Annotated in this window: 21 protein-coding genes; 9 read left to right on the top strand and 12 right to left on the bottom strand. The window is 74.7% G+C overall.

What is annotated here, in order from left to right:
* The first annotated feature begins 10 nt into the window (after positions 1 to 10).
* Positions 11 to 316: a hypothetical protein gene (locus F4692_RS09130; RefSeq protein ID WP_179619368.1), complete on the top strand. Its 306-nt coding sequence runs from the start codon at positions 11 to 13 to the stop codon at positions 314 to 316.
* A 106-nt stretch (positions 317 to 422) separates the two neighbouring features.
* Here the strand turns inward: F4692_RS09130 and F4692_RS09125 are convergent, their stop codons facing one another.
* From F4692_RS09125 to F4692_RS09115, 3 genes are read right to left on the bottom strand one after another with little or no spacing between them, the layout of a single operon-like run.
* On the bottom strand, positions 423 to 758 hold the full coding sequence (locus F4692_RS09125) for an Rv3654c family TadE-like protein (RefSeq protein ID WP_179619367.1): 336 nt from the start codon (positions 756 to 758) through the stop codon (positions 423 to 425).
* Positions 755 to 1,117 (bottom strand): TadE family type IV pilus minor pilin, encoded by a 363-nt coding sequence (locus F4692_RS09120; RefSeq protein WP_179619366.1) that lies wholly within the window; start codon positions 1,115 to 1,117, stop codon positions 755 to 757. The genes F4692_RS09125 and F4692_RS09120 overlap by 4 nt, the downstream gene beginning before the upstream one ends.
* Complete coding sequence (locus F4692_RS09115; protein WP_179619365.1) at positions 1,117 to 1,293, bottom strand: DUF4244 domain-containing protein; 177 nt, start codon at positions 1,291 to 1,293, stop codon at positions 1,117 to 1,119. The genes F4692_RS09120 and F4692_RS09115 overlap by 1 nt, the downstream gene beginning before the upstream one ends.
* Before the next feature lie 174 nt (positions 1,294 to 1,467).
* Here F4692_RS09115 and F4692_RS09110 point away from each other — a divergent pair, with 174 nt between their 5' ends.
* Entirely contained in the window at positions 1,468 to 1,944 is a 477-nt protein-coding gene (locus F4692_RS09110; RefSeq protein ID WP_179619364.1) for a GNAT family N-acetyltransferase, read from the top strand.
* A gap of 2 nt (positions 1,945 to 1,946) precedes the next feature.
* On the opposite strand, the gene F4692_RS21780 is transcribed toward F4692_RS09110, so the two are convergent.
* Genes F4692_RS21780 through ssd form a run of 4 tightly spaced genes read right to left on the bottom strand, consistent with a single transcriptional unit; the run spans position 1,947 to position 5,438 of the window.
* On the bottom strand, positions 1,947 to 2,636 hold the full coding sequence (locus F4692_RS21780) for a type II secretion system F family protein (protein ID WP_179619363.1): 690 nt from the start codon (positions 2,634 to 2,636) through the stop codon (positions 1,947 to 1,949).
* Positions 2,633 to 3,322 (bottom strand): type II secretion system F family protein, encoded by a 690-nt coding sequence (locus F4692_RS09100; RefSeq protein ID WP_179619362.1) that lies wholly within the window; start codon positions 3,320 to 3,322, stop codon positions 2,633 to 2,635. Before F4692_RS09100 ends, F4692_RS21780 begins: the two co-directional genes overlap by 4 nt.
* Positions 3,319 to 4,518: a TadA family conjugal transfer-associated ATPase gene (locus F4692_RS09095; RefSeq protein WP_179619361.1), complete on the bottom strand. Its 1,200-nt coding sequence runs from the start codon at positions 4,516 to 4,518 to the stop codon at positions 3,319 to 3,321. The genes F4692_RS09100 and F4692_RS09095 overlap by 4 nt, the downstream gene beginning before the upstream one ends.
* Complete coding sequence (gene ssd, locus F4692_RS09090) at positions 4,515 to 5,438, bottom strand: septum site-determining protein Ssd (RefSeq protein WP_179619360.1); 924 nt, start codon at positions 5,436 to 5,438, stop codon at positions 4,515 to 4,517. Before ssd ends, F4692_RS09095 begins: the two co-directional genes overlap by 4 nt.
* Positions 5,439 to 5,650: 212 nt before the next feature.
* Between ssd and F4692_RS09085 the strand changes: the two genes are divergently transcribed.
* Complete coding sequence (locus F4692_RS09085; protein ID WP_179619359.1) at positions 5,651 to 6,448, top strand: HAD family hydrolase; 798 nt, start codon at positions 5,651 to 5,653, stop codon at positions 6,446 to 6,448.
* A 383-nt stretch (positions 6,449 to 6,831) separates the two neighbouring features.
* Here F4692_RS09085 and F4692_RS09080 read toward each other — a convergent pair whose 3' ends face one another.
* Both F4692_RS09080 and F4692_RS09075 read right to left on the bottom strand, forming a co-directional pair.
* Positions 6,832 to 7,548: a Fic family protein gene (locus F4692_RS09080; protein WP_179619358.1), complete on the bottom strand. Its 717-nt coding sequence runs from the start codon at positions 7,546 to 7,548 to the stop codon at positions 6,832 to 6,834.
* Positions 7,549 to 7,579: 31 nt separating this feature from the next.
* Positions 7,580 to 8,287: a hypothetical protein gene (locus tag F4692_RS09075; RefSeq protein WP_179619357.1), complete on the bottom strand. Its 708-nt coding sequence runs from the start codon at positions 8,285 to 8,287 to the stop codon at positions 7,580 to 7,582.
* Between the two features lie 46 nt (positions 8,288 to 8,333).
* Here F4692_RS09075 and F4692_RS09070 point away from each other — a divergent pair, with 46 nt between their 5' ends.
* From F4692_RS09070 to F4692_RS09045, 6 genes are read left to right on the top strand one after another with little or no spacing between them, the layout of a single operon-like run.
* Positions 8,334 to 9,185 carry a class I SAM-dependent methyltransferase gene (locus F4692_RS09070; protein WP_179619356.1) on the top strand — a complete coding sequence of 284 codons (852 nt, stop codon included), beginning with the start codon at positions 8,334 to 8,336 and terminating at the stop codon, positions 9,183 to 9,185.
* Positions 9,186 to 9,204: 19 nt separating this feature from the next.
* Positions 9,205 to 10,428, top strand: a complete 1,224-nt coding sequence (locus tag F4692_RS09065) for a calcium-binding protein (RefSeq protein WP_179619355.1) — start codon at positions 9,205 to 9,207, stop codon at positions 10,426 to 10,428.
* Positions 10,429 to 10,447: 19 nt separating this feature from the next.
* Positions 10,448 to 11,575 (top strand): sensor histidine kinase, encoded by a 1,128-nt coding sequence (locus tag F4692_RS09060; RefSeq protein ID WP_179619354.1) that lies wholly within the window; start codon positions 10,448 to 10,450, stop codon positions 11,573 to 11,575.
* Positions 11,576 to 11,627: 52 nt separating this feature from the next.
* The gene (locus F4692_RS09055) at positions 11,628 to 12,344 is read left to right on the top strand and encodes a LytR/AlgR family response regulator transcription factor (RefSeq protein WP_179619353.1); all 717 of its coding nucleotides are present in this window, start codon (positions 11,628 to 11,630) and stop codon (positions 12,342 to 12,344) included.
* Positions 12,341 to 12,718 carry a hypothetical protein gene (locus tag F4692_RS09050; RefSeq protein WP_179619352.1) on the top strand — a complete coding sequence of 126 codons (378 nt, stop codon included), beginning with the start codon at positions 12,341 to 12,343 and terminating at the stop codon, positions 12,716 to 12,718. The genes F4692_RS09055 and F4692_RS09050 overlap by 4 nt, the downstream gene beginning before the upstream one ends.
* Entirely contained in the window at positions 12,715 to 14,229 is a 1,515-nt protein-coding gene (locus tag F4692_RS09045) for a sodium/solute symporter (RefSeq protein ID WP_179619351.1), read from the top strand. Before F4692_RS09050 ends, F4692_RS09045 begins: the two co-directional genes overlap by 4 nt.
* A 13-nt stretch (positions 14,230 to 14,242) precedes the next feature.
* Here the strand turns inward: F4692_RS09045 and F4692_RS09040 are convergent, their stop codons facing one another.
* The 3 genes from F4692_RS09040 to F4692_RS09030 are packed head-to-tail and all read right to left on the bottom strand — an operon-like array spanning position 14,243 to position 16,631.
* Positions 14,243 to 14,890, bottom strand: coding sequence for a VOC family protein (locus F4692_RS09040; RefSeq protein ID WP_179619350.1), 648 nt, complete (start codon positions 14,888 to 14,890; stop codon positions 14,243 to 14,245).
* Positions 14,887 to 16,146 carry a hypothetical protein gene (locus tag F4692_RS09035; protein WP_179619349.1) on the bottom strand — a complete coding sequence of 420 codons (1,260 nt, stop codon included), beginning with the start codon at positions 16,144 to 16,146 and terminating at the stop codon, positions 14,887 to 14,889. Before F4692_RS09035 ends, F4692_RS09040 begins: the two co-directional genes overlap by 4 nt.
* 53 nt (positions 16,147 to 16,199) lie before the next feature.
* Positions 16,200 to 16,631: a hypothetical protein gene (locus F4692_RS09030; RefSeq protein WP_179619348.1), complete on the bottom strand. Its 432-nt coding sequence runs from the start codon at positions 16,629 to 16,631 to the stop codon at positions 16,200 to 16,202.

The raw sequence follows: 16,631 nt of genomic DNA, 5'->3' as shown, positions 1-16,631 counted from the left end.
ATTCGGCCGCATGGTGATCCTCGGACTGGGCCTCATGATCCTCGGCGCGATCGCCGTCCTCTCTGCTCTGTTCGTCAGCGAGCCCGGCACGGGCGGCGAGCTCCTCGGCTTCGAGGTCACGACGCTGCAGTCGTTCCTCGTGGGCGTCGGCGCCGGGGCCGCGATCCTCTGGGGCTTCGCGATCCTCAAGTGGGGAACCCGGCGCAGCCTCGCCCACCGTCGCGAGCGCAAGGAGCTCACCGAGCTGAACCAGAAGCTCGAGCGCGTTGAGGCCGAGCGCCGCGACGACGACCCCGAGCAGCGCGACACCGTCTGACGGCTGGCCGCCGGTGGTGGCGGCACATCGCAGCCACGGGGCTTCCTGAGGCGCGATCTGCCGCCACCCCCACGGCAGGCGTACGCCAACCGCCCGGACGACCCCGTCAGTACGCCGGCCCGGCCCGCGCCTCGGCGCTCACCCGCACCTCGGTCCACGGCACGTCCGGACCGGGGACCGACACGACGACGCGGACGTCGCGGTCCACGACCTCGCACGCGTCGAGGACCGCGGCGTTGGCGGCCGCCACCAGGCCGGCCTGCGTGCAGGCCAGGTCGAGGTCTGCTGCGCCGCCGAGGGCCGCGAGGTCGGCTGCGGCCTGGGCGCGGCGCTGCGCCGTGACCAGTCCGCCGGCCGCGGCGAGCCCCGCCATGACGAACATCAGCACGCCCGCCATCGCCACCACGAGGACCGTCGCGGCGCCGTCGTCGCGGCGGCTCACGAGTCCTCGACGGTGGCGACCGCGTCCGAGGTGACCGTCACTCCGGGCAGCGCACCGAGGAGGCCGCCCGGCCCCCTGACCCGCGCCGAGGTCGTGACCACCACCTGGGCGTCCCCGAGCGCGACACGGACCCGCGCGCCGTCCGGGGCGATGCGCAGCGCGACCGCCTCGGCGGCTGCCACGTCGTCACCTCGCGCCACCACGCGGGCGGCTTCGCGCGACGCGTCGATCACCCGCACCTGGGCCGCACCGACGGCCAGCATCCAGACCAGGCCGGCCGTCAGCGCCACGAGGAGCGGGATGCCCAGCGCGAGCTCAGCGGTCGCCGCGCCGGCCTCCCCTCGAGCCCGCCGCACCATCAGATGCCCAGCAGTCCCATGACGTGCTTGAACAGCCGCTCGAGCAGCTGGTCGCCGAACGCACCGGTGAGCAGCGTGTAGAGCAGCCCGGCGAAACCGGCACCCGCGGCGGTGCCCACGGCGTACTCCGCGGTCGTGATGCCGGCCTCGTCGATCGTCCGATCGTGACGCTCCATCGTCTTTCCCCTGTCGTCGCGGAGCTCCCGATGAACCCCGAGTGGGTCCACCCTCCGGGCGTCGGAGGACATCTGCACGAGGCCGGTCGGACGGCTGTGGAGCACGCTGCGACGAGCGCGCCTGTGGACGGAAATCGGTGCGCGAACGAGACCGGGGACGCCTACCCTCCTGTCGTGGTCGACGTCGAGATCGTGCAGGTGGGACCGGACGAGTGGCGCGAGTTCCGGGAGGTGCGCCTCGCCTCGCTGGCGGATGCGCCGGGGGCGTTCGGGGCCAGGCACGCCGACTGGGTGGAGGCGACCGAGGACCGGTGGCGCCAGCGCCTCACCGACGTGCCGTGCACGTTCCTCGCGCGCAGTGACGCGGGCACCGTCGGCGTCGTCAGCGGCGCCCTGTCCGAGGACGGGGTCGAGCTGATCTCGATGTGGGTGGCACCGAGTCACCGCGGCACCGGCCTCACGGGGCGCCTCGTCGCCCGGGTGGTGGCGTGGGCGGGCGCGCTCGGACGGGACACCCACCTCATGGTGCGTGACGACAACCCCGCTGCGATCCGTGCGTACGAGAAGGCCGGCTTCACCGACCTGGGCGTCCCGGAGGGTTGGCCCGACGACGCGCCGCTGGAGCGCCGGATGCGCCATGCCGGCAGCTGACCTCAGGGACTGACGCTCCCGAACAGGGAGGCCACGGTCGGGACGACGCCGAGCAGCATGAAGGCCGGGAGCAGGCAGGTCCCGAGGGGCACGGCGGCGGACACGCCGACCTTCCGCGCGGCGTCCTCGGCGCGGGCCATCGACTCTCGGGCGAGCTCGTCGGCCAGGCGCTCGACGGACTGGACCACGGACGCGCCGGATACGTGGGAGCGCACCATCGCGCGTGCCAGCGGCGCCAGTGCGTCGTCCCCCTCCACGGCGGACCACGCCTCGACCCCGCCGGCGCCCCAGTGCGCGCGCTGCACGACCGGCAGCAGCCGGTCGGCCGCCGGACCGGGGAGGGCCTGGCACACCCGTGCGAGGCCGGCGACCGGTTCGGCGCCCGCGCGGAGCGTCGCGGCGAACAGCTCCACGAGGTGGGGCAGGGTGCGCTCGACCTCCTCGCGTTCGTGTCGGGCCGTAGGCGTCTCCGCTCGAGAGAGCACCCGGCGCGCACCCCAGGCCGCTGCGACGCCGGCGACGATCCCGACAACCCCGCCGACGAGGAGCCAGGCACCTATCCCGACCCCGGCCGCCGCCAGCGGGGCCAGCCCGGAGCCACCCCACACGGGGGTCCGGGAGGGCCGCGGGACCGACGACGGGAGCGCGAGCAGCACCGCCGCCGTGGCGCACAGCACGGCGAGCCAGGTCACAGCGTCGCCGCCGCGGCGTCGGCGAGGCGCTCGATCCACCAGAGGCCGAGGGCGAGCAGGGCGAGTCCGGCGCCCAGGCACGCCCAGCCGACCGGGGTGCCGAGCAGGAAGGCCCACGGGTCGGAGCCCGTACCCGACCCCATCAGCAGCACGGCCACCGGCAGGCATGCCACCAGCCGCGCCGTCGCGCGGGCCGAGGCGAGCTCGGAGTCGACGAGGCGACGGGTGCGCCGACGCGCGCGCAGCCCCGCGGAGGTCCGCTCGAGCGCCGCGGAGAGGCCGTGGCCGGAGTCCTGGGCCACCTGCCAGGCGCCCGCGACCCAGCGCAGGTCGGCGGCACCGGGCCTCTCGTGGGCGAGGCGCCGGAACGCCTCTGGCACGTCCGCCCCCAGCCGCAGGGCCTCCACCACCGGGTCGAGCGGCGGCCACCGCTCCGCCGCGGAGGCGAGGGCGGCACCGGGTGGCCGACCCGCGCTCAGGTCGGCGGCGAGCAGGTCGCACACCTCCAGCACGGCGACCTGGTCGGCGGCCGCCCGGCCGCGGCGGGCCAGCACCGGTAGGCGGAGGCGGTGACGGCGAGACGTCGACGCCGCCTCCGCCCCGGGGGGCCGAGGAGTCGTCGGCCCCGGGGGCAGCACCAGCCCCGCGGCCGCGGCCACCAGGACGGCGGCCAGCAGCGCCGTCACCAGCCCACCGACCCGAGCCGGCGGGCAAGGGCACCCGCCGCCGGCCCGCGCACCACCCGGTCGACCTCGAACGTCACGGCCGTCCGGAGCACGACCAGCCCGGACGCGTCACGATCGGGGACCCCGAGCTCGAGCACCCGCCGCCGCCCGTCGCGGCCGCGCCCCAGGTGGATGACGACGTCGACCGCCGACGCGAGCTGGCTGTGCGCCGCCTCGCGCGGCAGGCCGGCCGCGAGGGCCAGCGCCTCGACACGGGCGGGGACGTCGGCGGCGGAGTTGGCGTGGAGGGTGCCGCACCCGCCGCCGTGCCCGGTGTTGAGGGCCGCGAGCAGGTCGACCACCTCGGCCCCGCGCACCTCGCCGACGACGAGCCGGTCAGGCCGCATCCGCAGCGCCTGCCGCACGAGGGTCTGCAGCGAGATCTCACCGGCACCCTCGATGTTGGCCGGGCGTCCCTCCAGGCCGACCACGTGGGGGTGCTCGGGCCTGAGCTCGCTGGCGTCCTCGACGAGGACGATGCGCTCGCCGGGATCCACGAGGGAGAGCAGCGCCGACAGGACCGACGTCTTGCCGGTGCCGGTGCCACCGCTGATGAGGAACGCACAGCGGGCGTCGACGACCTCCTCCAGGAGGAAGGCGCCGTCGGGCGGCACCGCGCCGGCACTCACCAGCTCGGGGAGCGTCCAGACCCGTCCGCGCGGGATGCGCAGGGACAGCACCGTGCCGGAGCGCGCCACCGGCGACAGGACGGCGTGGAAGCGGGTGCCGTCGGGCAGGCGTACGTCGGCGTGCGGTGTCGCGTCGTCGAGCCGCCGCCCGGCGGATGCGGCGAGCCGCTGCGCGAGCCTGCGGACGGCGGCGTCGTCGGGGAAGGAGACCCGGGCCCGCTCGAGCCCGGCGCCGCGGTCGAGCCAGACCTCGTCGGGGCCGTTGACGAGGACGTCCGTGACACCGGGCAGCCGCAGCAGCTCCTCGAGCGGGCCTGCTCCCAGGACGTCGCTGCGGAGCAGGTCGTGCACCGCCAGGACCGTCGCATCACCGACGGGGGCGCCGGACGCACGGAGCGCCTCGGCCACCCGGTGCGGGGTCAGGTCGCCGGTCGAGCCGGCCAGCCGGCGGCGTACGTCGTCGAGGACGGCGGGTGGGACCGCGGCGGGACCCGCAACCGGGGCGACGGCGGGGACGGGGATGCTCATGCTGCCGCCAGCAGGTCGCGGGCGGCGCGGGCGAGCGGACCTCGGCCGGTGAGAGGCCCCAGGCCGCGGTCCACCGACGCCGCCAGGCCGCGCTGGTCGCCGACCGCCGCCACCACGGGCAGACCGGTGACGCGGGCGGCGTCGGCGTCGCTGAGTGCGCCCGGCCGCACGACGAGGCCGGTCCGTCCCTCGCGGCCGAGGCCGGCGACCATCCGCGCCGTCGCGGCGAGGCCGGGGACGGTCGTCGGCGTGACCACGAGCAGGTCGTCGCACCGGTCGACCAGCTCACCGAGGGAGTCGGCCTGGCGGGGCAGGTCGAGGACCACCAGGTCGTGTCCGCGGATCGCCGCGGGCAGCACCCGGCGCGCGGTCGCGAGGTCGAGCCGCCGGCGCAGCGCCGCCCAGGTGAGCACACCGAGCCCGTGCCGTCGGGGCACGCCCTCGCGCAGCGAGCGCGCGCCGAGCCGGCCGGCAGTCTCGACCAGCGCCTCCCACCGCACGCCCGGCACCTCCTCCATGCCGAGCAGCCGGTCGAGCCCGGGACCGAGCGGGTCGGCGTCGACGAGCAGCGTGGCGCCACGAGTCGCGTGCCACTGGGCCAGCGCGCAGGCCAGCGTGGTCGCCCCGGCACCCCCCGACCCGCCGATGACACCGACGAGCCGTCCCGGCGAGGCGCGCTCGCCGACGTCGGCGAGGACGTCGGAGAGCCAGCCCGCGCCCTCGGGGAGCTCCACCACCGAGATCGCGCCGAGGCCGAGCGCGTGGCGGAACGCCTCGTCTCCCGTCGGCGCACCCACCACGTGCACCCCGGCCCGCCGCGGTGGGCCCAGGTCCGTGAGCGCGCCCGCGAGGTCGGCGCCGACGAGGACGAGATCGGCGTCACGCCACGTCGCGAGGGAGAGTGCCGGATCGGCGCACACCCCCGACCCCCGCCGCCGCACAGAGGGGCACGACTGCGTCGTGGACGGACGGGGACCGGGTGACCAGGAGGACGGGCATCGGAACATCCTCGGCCGGACCACCGACGCCGGCCACCCGCACGCGACCGGACCTGTGGACGACCACCCCGATGGGCTGCCTGTGGACGCCCGAAGGCCCGAAATCGCTGCCGGGTGGCCCCTACGATGGCCGCATGACCCGCCCGACCGCGGCCTTCTTCGACCTCGACAAGACGATCATCGCCAAGTCGAGCACGCTGGCCTTCAGCCGCGAGTTCCAGGCGGGCGGGCTGATCTCGCGGCGCGCGATGCTGCGCTCGGCGTACGCCCAGTTCGTCTTCTTCACCGGCGGTGCCGACCACGACCAGATGGACAAGATGCGCGAGTTCATGTCGCAGCTGTGCGCCGGCTGGGACGTCGCGACGGTCCGCGACATCGTCCACGAGACCCTCAACAACATCGTCGAGCCGCTGGTCTACGACGAGGCGGTCAGCCTCATCGAGGAGCACCGGCTCGCCGGTCGCGACATCGTCATCGTCTCGGCGTCGGGCGCCGAGGTGGTCGAGCCCATCGGCGAGCTGCTCGGCGCCGACCGCGTGATCGCGACGCGCATGGAGATCGTCGACGGGAGGTACACCGGCAACATCGACTACTACGCCTACGCCGAGGAGAAGGCCCGCGCGATCGAGGGCCTGGCCGAGACCGTCGGCTACGACCTCGCGGAGTGCTACGCCTACAGCGACTCCGTCACCGACTCCCACATGCTCGAGGTCGTCGGGCACCCCTTCGCGGTCAACCCGGACCGCGAGCTGCGACGCATCGCGACGGCGCACGACTGGCCGGTGCTGAGCTTCGTGCGCCCGGTCGCGCTGCGCCGCCACATCCCGCTGCCGCCCGCCCGGCCGACCCTCGCGGCGCTGGCCGTCGGTGGCGCGGTCGCCGCCGGGAGCGTCATGTGGGCCAACCGCCGCAAGCGGATCAGCGGCGCCTGAGCGAGGCCCACCGACGCCGGGCAAAGTCAAGCCTTGAAGGTGCCGCCCAGCAGGGGTAGGACTGAATCAGCAACTCAAGAGACAGCACGTGATCCGGGTACCCACGCGGCGATCCACCCATCCGATGGGGTGCTGGCCGATCGGGATCTGCCCGAGGCAGCGATTGAGAAGAGCACGCTTGGTAGCCCAGGCATCACGTGTCAGCGGCGGCACCCGGTCCACGTGAACGGGTGCCGCTCGCACGTCCGAGGGCGACCGCGGGGCCCGGGCGGTCGCCGTCCGTGGCGGCGTCGGGGTAGTCCAGTGGGAACTGGCTGCCGTTCGGCCGCGAAGGCGACCATTGCTCACTGGACTACCCGGGCGGGCAGCCACTGCTCACTGGACTACCCCCGCAGCGGCGACGCCTCGGCCCCCGCCGCGAACGCCTCGGCGCCGTAGAGCGCCCACGCCTGCACGCCGCGCGGCCCGCCGTCGCTGTAGGCGCGGAGGTTGGACTCGTACGCCGCGCGCTGGGCGAGGTGCCCGGCCTCGGGCACGACGAGCGACTTGGCGTCGACGCCGCGCGAGACCAGCACCAGCCGCTCGAGCGCGCGGGCGACGATGCCGTTGTGCGAGGCGAAGGGCGCCGCGGTCGCGACGTCGGCGTGGGCGACCGCGGCGACCAGCAGCGCGGGAGCCTCCGTGCCGGACAGCAGCAGCTCGGCGACCCCCCGGAGCCGGTCGGCGGACGCCGCGTCGCGCGGGCGGCCGAGCTGGTCGGCGGGCAGCGCGGAGGAGGCGACGACCGTGTGCAGCCGCGCGACCGCCTGGAGCGGCGCGGTCTTCAGCAGGGGCGCGAGGGCGAGCATCGAGGCCGACAGGCGTACGGCGTCGGCGGCGATCTCGTCTCCCCGCCCGTCGCGGACGTCCTCGAGCGTGGACGCCGACCCCTCGAGCACCGCGCTCGCGTGGGCACCGCGCAGCAGCGACTCGGCGGTCAGCTCGGGGGTGGTGCGCCGCAGGCCGCGGTCGCGCAGCATCACGTCGATCCCGTCGCGGGTGCCGGCGTAGGCCGAGCGGACCCCCTCGAGGTCGGTGAGCCAGGCGAGCGGGTCGGTCATGGGGAGGACGGTAGCCGCGCCGGAGCGTGCGTCAGTCGGCGAGGGGCAGCAGCGAGATCTTCTGCCAGATCTTGCGCGACATCCCGGTCGTCAGGGTCTCGAGGTCGCTGACGGTCGTCAGCACGAGCGCGTCACGCGACTCCTCGGCGCACAGCGCGGCGACCTTGCCGATGAGCGACAGCAGCTCGGAGCAGTAGTCGAGGTAGTGCTCCATCTCGGCGCGACCGAGGTCGAGCTCGACCGACGCCGACGTCTCGACGAAGTCCGGCCGCAGCCGCTCGGGATCCTTGGTGAGCTGGTGCATGTCGACGATGTGGGCGAGGGACCGGAGCCGGTGCAGCAGGTCGAGCAGCCGCCCGCGCTCGACGCGCTGCGGGAGGGCGTACAGGAACCACAGCGCCAGCCCCGCGAAGACGAGGTCGTTGATGGCGGACTCGATGAGCGGCACCCACTCGAAGGACCGGTCCGGCCCGGCGTGGACGGCGTCGCGGGAGGCCAGCACGAAGACCACGACCGTGGCGGCGAGCACCAGCGCCGCGGCGGCCCGGGACGCCAGGCGTACCCACCGCACCCGGTCCCGGATCGCGCTCGCACCCTCGGCGACGTCGGCGGTCAGCACACCCAGCTCGCCCGCGACGCGACGCAGCCCGCGCTCGGGGAAGCGAGCCGCGATCCGCTCCTCCAGACGCGCGACGGTCCGCTGCACGGGCGTCGCGTCGAGGCGTGCGAACGAGCTCACGCGTGCAGCCTAGGGCCGCGCACGGCGGCGGGATACGGTGAGCGCGATGAGCGACGAACTCCCCGAGACCCCCGCCACCGTCGACCGGGCGCGGTCCTTCGGCGCCGTCGCGGAGGCGTACGACCGTGGCCGGCCGGGCTATCCCGCCGACGCCGCGGCGTGGCTGGCCGGGGGCGAGGCGAAGGTGGTCCTCGAGCTCGCCGCCGGGACCGGGAAGCTCACCCGCGAGCTGGTCGACCAGGGCCACGCCGTCTTCGCCACCGAGCCCGACGAGGCGATGCTGGCGGTGCTGCGCGAGCACGTGCCCGAGGTCAGCGCGAAGGTCGCGACCGCCGAGGAGATCCCCGCCAACGACCGCTCGGTCGACGTCGTGGTGGTGGCGCAGGCCTTCCACTGGTTCGACCACGAGCGCGCGCTCCCCGAGATCGCCCGGGTGCTCAAGCCCGGCGGCCACGTCGCGCTGGTCTGGAACAGTCGCGACGAGCGGATCCCGTGGGTGCGGCGGATGGGCGCGATCCTCGGCCGCCAGGACCTCGACACCTCCTCGGCCGAGGCGCTGGTGCACAGCGACCTCTTCGGCTTCATGGAGGAAGCGAGCTTCAAGCACTGGCAGGAGATCGACCGGGAGTCGATCCTCGACATGGCGCGCTCGCGGTCGAGCTTCGCCCTGATGGACGCCGACGAGCGCGAGCAGCACCTGGCCGACGTGCTCGCGTTCTACGACGAGTACGGCCGTGGCATGGACGGCATGCAGGTCCCCTACGTGACCCGGTGCTACCGCGCCGTCGTCACCGATCGCGACGAGCCCACAACGTCCGACCCGGACGAGCCGTCCCACGAGGGACCGGTCGTGAGCGACGGCACCGACACCGACATGCTGCTCATCGACTTCCGCTGACCATCCTCCGGGGGGACGCATGCGTCGTACGACGACCCTGACCGCCGCAGCCGCGCTGGGCCTCGGCCTGCTCGCCCCGACTACGACCTCCACCGTCGCTGCCACCGCCGCAGCCGTGACCTGCCAGGGCCTGCCCGCCACCATCATCGGCACACCCGGCACGCACATCGTGGGCACCGAGGGCCCGGACGTCATCGTCTCCGACGGGGCCATGTCCGTGGACGCCCTCGGCGGCGACGACGTGATCTGCCTGAACGGCGAGACCGGCTTCCCGCCCACGACGCCCGCACCGGTGGACGCGGGCCCGGGCGACGACACGATCGACAGCACCAACTCCGCCAACGCGATCCTCGCCACCCTCGGCACCGGCGCCGACACCTTCGTCGGCAGCAGTCAGGACGACCGGGTGAGCGTGGCGTACCCCGACCCCGCGTCGAGCACGCCGGACGTCTTCTCCGGCGGCGGGGGCTCGGACGGCCTGTCCATCCTCACCGGTCCCGGTGCCGCCGTCATCGACAACGTCGCGGGCCGGCTGACCTCCGACGGCCAGCCGCGGGCGACGTGGAGCGGGCTGGAGGAGTTCTGGTTGGAGTACTCCCGCGAGCAGCGACCGCTGACCTTCGTCGGCTCCGACGCCGACGAGCTCGTGGTGGACCGCACCGACGCGCCCGCCTTCGCCGACATCCACCTGGGGAAGGGCGACGACACCTACCGGACGGGGGTCTCGCCGGTGCCGGGCAGCCGGATCCGCGGTGGCGACGGTCGCGACCTGCTGGCCGTCACCGCTCCGGGCGACGAGCTCGAGCTCGACCTCAAGCGCCGCCGGATGATCGTCGAGACCACCCCCTTCTACGTCTCGACCCCCGAGTTCGAGGACGCCGAGCTGGTCGCGCGACGGCTGCTCCTGCGCGGCGGCGAGGGAAGCAACCGCCTGGGGTTCACCGCGTGCCGCGCCGTGGTCAAGGGCCGCGGCGGGGCCGACACGATCCGACGCACCTACGACTCGGTCTTCGAGCCCGACCTCGACTGCACGGAGTCGGCCCGGATCGCCGGCGGCCCCGGCAAGGACGTGGTGACCGGCACCCGCGGAGCCGACGTCGTCCTGGGCAACGACGGCCACGACACCCTCCGCGGCGGCAACGGCAACGACCGGGTCTACGGCGGCCGCGGTCGCGACAGGGCCGACGGGGGCAAGGGCCGCGATCGGTGCGGCGCGGAGGTCGAGCGCCGCTGCGAGCGCTGATCGCGGCTACCCTCCCCGCATGGCATGGCGGTGGCGGCGTACGTCCCTCGGCGGTGAGGCCGACCGCGCCGCGTTCCGCGCGCTGCACAACGCCTCGCTGGCGAGCCCGGCGCTGCGCGAGGGCCTGACCACGACGAGCGCCGAGAAGTCGGTCGGCCACCTGCGTGCCCTGCTCGGCACGCCCGCCGCCGGCCTCGGCGACGCCAGCGGGCTGCTGGCCTGGGACGGCCTCGGCGGGCACCACCGCAGCCAGCTCGCCGCCACGATCGGCCAGGTCGCGGAGACCGGACGCACGATGATCGTCGACGAGCGGACCCTGCTGTGCGACGACGGCGGGTGCCAGGTGCGGCAGGCGATCGTCAGCCCGCTCGTGGTCGAGGACACCCTCGTGGGCGCGCTCGTCGTCGGCGCGCCCCACACCACCGGCGGGCTGGTCCGCGCCGCCGACGAGGTGGCGTCGTGGGTCAGCGGGCAGCTCGAGCTCGCCGAGCTCGACCTGTCGCGGACCCGGCTGATGGAGGCGGAGGTGCGCGCGCTGCGGGCGCAGATCAGCCCGCACTTCATCTACAACTCGCTCGGCGCCATCGCCAGCTTCGTGCGTACCGACCCCGACCGCGCCCGCGAGCTGCTGCTCGAGTTCGCCGACTTCACCCGCTACTCCTTCCGCCGCCACGGGGAGTACACGACCCTCGCCGAGGAGCTGCGCTCCGTCGAGCGCTACCTGCTGCTGGAGCAGGCCCGCTTCGGCGACCGGTTGCAGGTGACGCTGCAGGTGGCGCCGGAGGTGCTGCCCGTCGCGGTGCCGTTCCTGTGCATCCAGCCCCTCGTCGAGAACGCCGTGCGCCACGGGCTCGAGGCCAGCGCCGACAAGCCCGACGGCGTCGGACGGCTCTCGATCACCGCCCGTGACCTCGACCAGGAGTGCGTGCTGGAAGTCGAGGACGACGGGACCGGCGAGGACCCCGAGCGCGTACGCCGGGCACTGGCGGGTGACGCGTCGATGGACTCCGTCGGCCTGGGCAACGTGGACGCGCGGCTGCGCAACGCCTACGGCGACGACTACGGTCTGGTCGTCGAGACCGCACCCGGGGCCGGCACGAAGGTGATCGTCCGGGTGCCGAAGTTCGCCCCGGGGGTCCAGGTATGAGATCACCCCGCTCGAATCCTCGCTCCGCTGCGGTCCGAACGGGGACCCCGAGATGAGCACGCAGCTCAGGGTGCTCGTCATCGACGACGAGCGTCCGGCCCTCGACGAGCTGACGTTCCTGCTCGGCCGCGACCCGCGCATCGGCGAGGTCGTCGGCACCGACTCCGCCACCGACGCGCTGCGGGTGCTGCAGGCCGAGGAGGTCGACGCGGTGTTCCTCGACATCCAGATGCCCGGCCTCACCGGCCTCGACCTCGCGCAGGTGCTGTCCCGCTTCAAGCAGCCGCCGCCGATCGTCTTCGTGACCGCGCACGAGGAGCACGCGGTCGCGGCCTTCGAGCTGCGCGCGGTCGACTACGTCCTCAAGCCGGTCCGCGAGGAGCGGCTGGCCGAGGCCGTGCGCCGCGTGGTGGAGGCGGGCGGCCCGGCCCCGTCGGGCGACGTGCAGATCCCGGTCGAGCGTGGCGGCGTCACCCGCTTCATCAACCGCTCGGAGATCACCCACGTCGAGGCGCAGGGCGACTACGCCCGCCTGCACACCGCCGACGGGTCCCACCTGGTGCGCACCCCGCTCTCCTCCCTCGCCGAGCAGTGGGCGCCGGCCGGCTTCGTGCGGATCCACCGCTCGGTGCTTGTGGCGCTCCCCCACGTCGACGAGGTGCGCAGCGAGGGCGGCCGGGTCAGCGTCGTGGTCGGCGGCACCGAGCTGCCGGTGAGCCGACGGCACACCCGCGAGCTGCGCTCGGTCCTCACCCGGCGCGAGCCGTGAGCGAGCCGAGCGCCCGGGTCCGGGTGACCGGCCCGCCGCGGCGGCGCGCCCAGGACGTACGCGCCGCGGGCACGCGCGAGATCGACGCGGAGACCGCGCTGGGCGAGGTGTTCATGCGGTCCCTGCTGCGCGAGCAGCTGTCCCTCGCGCTGCGGGTGCTGGCCGCGCTGGCGCTCACCGTCGGCCTGCTCCCGCTGCTGTTCCACGTCTTTCCCGGCCTCGGGGACGTCCGGGTCGGCCCGGTGCCGGTGGCGTGGCTGCTGCTCGGCGTCCTGACCTATCCCTGGCTGGTGCTCCTCGGCTGGATCTACGTGCGGCGGGCCGAGCACAACGAGCGCGACTTCGCCGATCTCGTGGGATCGGTGGACGAGTGAGCACCTCTGTCGTGCCGGGCGTCGTCGCCGTCGTCCTGGTCTCCCTCGCGACGCTGGCGATCGGCACGTGGGGCCTGCGCATCTCCCGCACGACCAGCGACTTCCTCGTCGCCTCGCGCACCGTCGCGCCGCGCCTCAACGCCAGCGCGATCGGCGGCGAGTACCTCTCGGCCGCGTCCTTCCTCGGCGTGGCCGGGCTGCTGCTGACCTTCGGCGCGGAGATGCTCTGGTACCCCGTCGGCTGGACCGCGGGCTACCTCGTCCTGCTGGTGCTCGTCGCCGCGCCGCTGCGCCGATCGGGGGCGTACACGCTGCCGGACTTCGCCGAGGCGCGGCTGGGCTCGCGCGGGGTCCGCAAGCTCTGCTCGGTGCTGGTCGTCGGCATCGGCTGGCTCTACCTGCTGCCACAGTTCCAGGGCGCGGGCGTGACGCTGCGGGCCACCATCGACGCGCCGCCGTGGGCCGGCTCGCTCGTCGTCGCGCTGGTCGTGCTCGCGTCGGTGAGCCCCGGCGGGATGCGGTCGATCACCTTCGTGCAGGCCTTCCAGTACTGGCTCAAGCTCACCGCGCTGCTGGTCCCGGTCTTCGTGCTGCTCGCCGTCTGGATGGCCGACGGCTCGGCCGACCCGACCGCCGCAGCGCCCGCCTCGTGGTCGGTCCCGCTGGCGTCGCCGGGCGGCGGTGTCGGGCTCTACACGACGTACTCCCTCATCGTCGCGACGTTCCTCGGCACGATGGGCCTGCCGCACGTGGTGGTGCGGTTCTACACCAACCCCGACGGCCGGGCCGCCCGGCGCACGACCCTCGCCGTGCTCGGGCTGCTGGGCATCTTCTACGTGCTGCCGCCGGTGTACGGCGCGCTGGGCCGGATCTATGCCCCGGACCTTGCGGCCGGGAGGTCCGACGTCCTCGTGCTGGAGCTGCCGTCGTTGATGGTCGGCGGCGTCGCGGGCTCGTTCCTGACCGGCCTCGTGACGGCGGGTGCGTTCGCCGCGTTCCTGTCGACGAGCTCCGGCCTGACCATCGCGGTCGCGGGCGTGCTGTCGCAGGACGTGACCGGGCGGCGCTTCGGGACCCGGCGCCTCGGTGGGGTCGCGGCCTTCCGGGTGGCAGCCGTCATCGCGGTCGTGGTGCCCCTGCTCCTGTCGCTCCCCGCCCAGGACGTCGCGGTGGCGCGGACGGTCGGTCTCGCCTTCGCCGTCACCGCCTCGACGTTCGCGCCGCTGCTGATGCTCGGCATCTGGTGGCGCGGCCTGACGCCGGCCGGAGCGGTCGCCGGGCTGCTCGTCGGCGGGCTGGGGTCGGGCTTCGCCGTGGCGTGGACGCTCGCCGCGTCGCCCGACGAGGGGTGGGAGTCGGCGCTGCTGGGCCAGCCCGCGGCCTGGTCGGTGCCGGCCTCGATCCTGACGATGGTCGTCGTGTCGCGGCTGACCCGGGCCTCGGTGCCGGCGCACGCGGGACGTTTCATGGTGCGGTTGCACACGCCGGAGGCCGTGGAGCTGCAGCGGTAGGCGGGAGCCGACCTCAGCCGCGGACCCGGAACTCGTTGCCGTCCGGGTCGGCCATCTCGACCTCCCGCGCGGTCCGAGCGACGATCGTGGCACCGAGACCGGCCAGGCGGGCGACCTCGGTCTCGAGGTCGTCGGCGGCGAGCATGACGTGCATCCGGTTGCGCCCGCGCCGCTCGTCGAGCGGCGGCCCGCCCCACGCGATGATCGGCCCGTCGTCGAGGCGGATCGCGGTCTCGCCGTCCTCGTCGTGGACCAGCGGCCGCCCCAGCGCCTCGCTCCAGAACACCCCGACCTCCCGCGTCCCGTCGCACGCGAGCTCGCCGAGGAAGGGCGTGCCCGCCAACCACCTGTTGCCCTCCGGGATCACGCAGAAGGCGTTGCCCTCCGGGTCGGCCAGCACGACGTGGTCCTCGTCCGGCAGCTGCCCGACGTCGAGGCGGCGTGCGCCGAGCGCGAGCGCCCGGGCGACGGTCTCGGCCTGGGTGGCGCCGTTGCTGCTCAGGTGGAGGTGGATCTGGGCGGGCAGGCGCACGGGTTCCTCGGACGGGACGAAGACGAGGTCGAACGGCGCGGGGTCGGGGCCGAGGAGGGCGCGCCAGAACCGGTCCGCGCCCGCGGGGTCGGCGGCGAGGACCGTCAGTGCGAGGAGGCGGGACGTCATCGGCTCAGCGCGGTGATCCGCTGCGCGGGATCGTCGACGAGCGCGACGGAGGTGTAGACCCGGCCCACGGCGGGATCGACGGCGATCTCGCCGAAGATGGCGTGGCGCCGGTCGACGACGACGTCGGAGCGCTTCTTCCCGCGGAACGTGAACGACGCCACCCTGATCGGCGTGTCACCACCGCCGGCCAGCAGGTGGGCGAGCCCGCGGCGGGGATCGATCGCGATCTCCTGCAGGTAGTTCTCACGGCGGTCCCGCGCGATCCGCACGACCGCCTTGCTCCGCACGCGCCCGGACGGGGCGTACGCGCGCAGCGTTGCCGTCGCCGCGCCCCCGCCAACGACGAGCACATCACCCTCCGGCGTCACCCCCACGTCGGTCGTGTAGACGCTGCCCAGGTCCTCCCAGCTGCGCGTGAACCGGAGCGTGCCCCGGGCGTCGAAGGAGTAGAGCTCCATCGGCGACTGGATGAGCGACGGCTGGTTGACGAGGTGGATGCGTCCCCGCTGCGGGTCGACGGCCATGTCGAACCAGCCCGGGGCGAACACGCCCCGCTGCACCCGCTTCCACCGCTGGGCCCCCGACGCGTCGTGGGCGATGAGCACGAGGGTCTCCTGCTTCTTGTGCCGCCCGGCCTTGGGACGCGACGTGCCCGCGGTGTAGACGCGGTGGCTGCTCGGGTCGATCGCGAGCGCGTTCGGCACCGTGCTGCCGGCCGGCGGCTGCCAGGTGTCGGCGAAGACGGGCTGGCCCGCGGAGGTCCAGCACGCGGTGACCCAGGCGTTGGGCGTCGCTGAGCGGCGTCGCTCCTGGCCGAGGGTGCACACCTGGCCCGTGCCCGCGTCCACGGCGAGCCTCATCACCTTCGCCGTCACCGTCGTGGCGAGCGGCCCCACGACCGACCCGTCGGCGGAGACGAACGTCAGGAACTGCCCGGCGTCCCGCGAGCCGACGAGGACGACCTGGCCCGTGGACGGGTCGGCGGCGAAGTGGGTCATCCCGGGCACGGGCACGGTCCACTCGACCGCGCCGGTGTCGGCGTCGAGGCGGCGCAGCACCTCCGACCCGCTGTACGCCCCCGCGAGCGCGAGGGCGTCCCCCGTGGCGGGATCGACCACGAGCTGCTGCGGGACCTGACCCGCCTGCGAGTCGTCGACCCACTCGATCTGCAGCGGCGCCGCCGCGACCGGCGCCGCGAGCCCGCCCGCCATCACCAGCGCTGCGACGAGTGCCCCTGCCGTCCTGATGAGCCGCACGGCTCCCCCTCTCCGAGATGGACGACCATTGTGCACGCCGGGAGTCCCGTCCCTCAGTCGCGCAGCTCCTCGCTCAGGTCCTGCAGGGCGGCGAGCTGCTCCGTCGTCACGTACGACGGGTTGCTGCCGGCGGGCATGCGCAGCACCTCGAGGCCGCAGAGCACGGGGTGCTCGACGAGCGCGGTGCGCACCACCGGTGCGGCCAGGGGGACCAGGTCCACCGGCATGAGGTCGTCGACGACGCGGCCCGTCGTCCGCCCGCGGGCGTGGATCCCGGCCGGGAGACCGGGCACCCGCCCGCTGATCCACAGCAGCACCGGCTGACCCGCCGCCACGAGCCCGGTGCGGTAGCTCGGGCGTACGCAACGCGAAGCCACGTGCACGAGACCGGTGCGCAGGTGCTGCTGGGTCTCGGCCTCGTCGCCGCGTGCCTTGACCAGCCAGGCGCCGAGGCGCCCGGCGCTCAGTGCGGGACCTGCGGCCAC

It is taken from the genome of Nocardioides cavernae, assembly GCF_013410035.1.
Taxonomy (GTDB): domain Bacteria; phylum Actinomycetota; class Actinomycetes; order Propionibacteriales; family Nocardioidaceae; genus Nocardioides; species Nocardioides cavernae_A.
Note: the sequence above shows the minus strand (reverse complement) of the source record. Positions and strands in the feature narration are given on the sequence as shown.

Bases quoted from the DNA above. Each gene is read 5' to 3' on its own strand.
- F4692_RS09130 (WP_179619368.1), top strand. From the start codon at position 11: ATGGTGATCCTCGGACTGGGCCTCATGATCCTCGGCGCGATCGCCGTC.
- F4692_RS09120 (WP_179619366.1), bottom strand. From the start codon at position 1,117: ATGGTGCGGCGGGCTCGAGGGGAGGCCGGCGCGGCGACCGCTGAGCTC.
- F4692_RS09115 (WP_179619365.1), bottom strand. From the start codon at position 1,293: ATGGAGCGTCACGATCGGACGATCGACGAGGCCGGCATCACGACCGCG.
- F4692_RS09095 (WP_179619361.1), bottom strand. From the start codon at position 4,518: ATGAGCATCCCCGTCCCCGCCGTCGCCCCGGTTGCGGGTCCCGCCGCG.
- F4692_RS09085 (WP_179619359.1), top strand. From the start codon at position 5,651: ATGACCCGCCCGACCGCGGCCTTCTTCGACCTCGACAAGACGATCATC.
- F4692_RS09080 (WP_179619358.1), bottom strand. From the start codon at position 7,548: ATGACCGACCCGCTCGCCTGGCTCACCGACCTCGAGGGGGTCCGCTCG.
- F4692_RS09070 (WP_179619356.1), top strand. From the start codon at position 8,334: ATGAGCGACGAACTCCCCGAGACCCCCGCCACCGTCGACCGGGCGCGG.
- F4692_RS09065 (WP_179619355.1), top strand. From the start codon at position 9,205: ATGCGTCGTACGACGACCCTGACCGCCGCAGCCGCGCTGGGCCTCGGC.
- F4692_RS09060 (WP_179619354.1), top strand. From the start codon at position 10,448: ATGGCATGGCGGTGGCGGCGTACGTCCCTCGGCGGTGAGGCCGACCGC.
- F4692_RS09055 (WP_179619353.1), top strand. From the start codon at position 11,628: ATGAGCACGCAGCTCAGGGTGCTCGTCATCGACGACGAGCGTCCGGCC.
- F4692_RS09040 (WP_179619350.1), bottom strand. From the start codon at position 14,890: ATGACGTCCCGCCTCCTCGCACTGACGGTCCTCGCCGCCGACCCCGCG.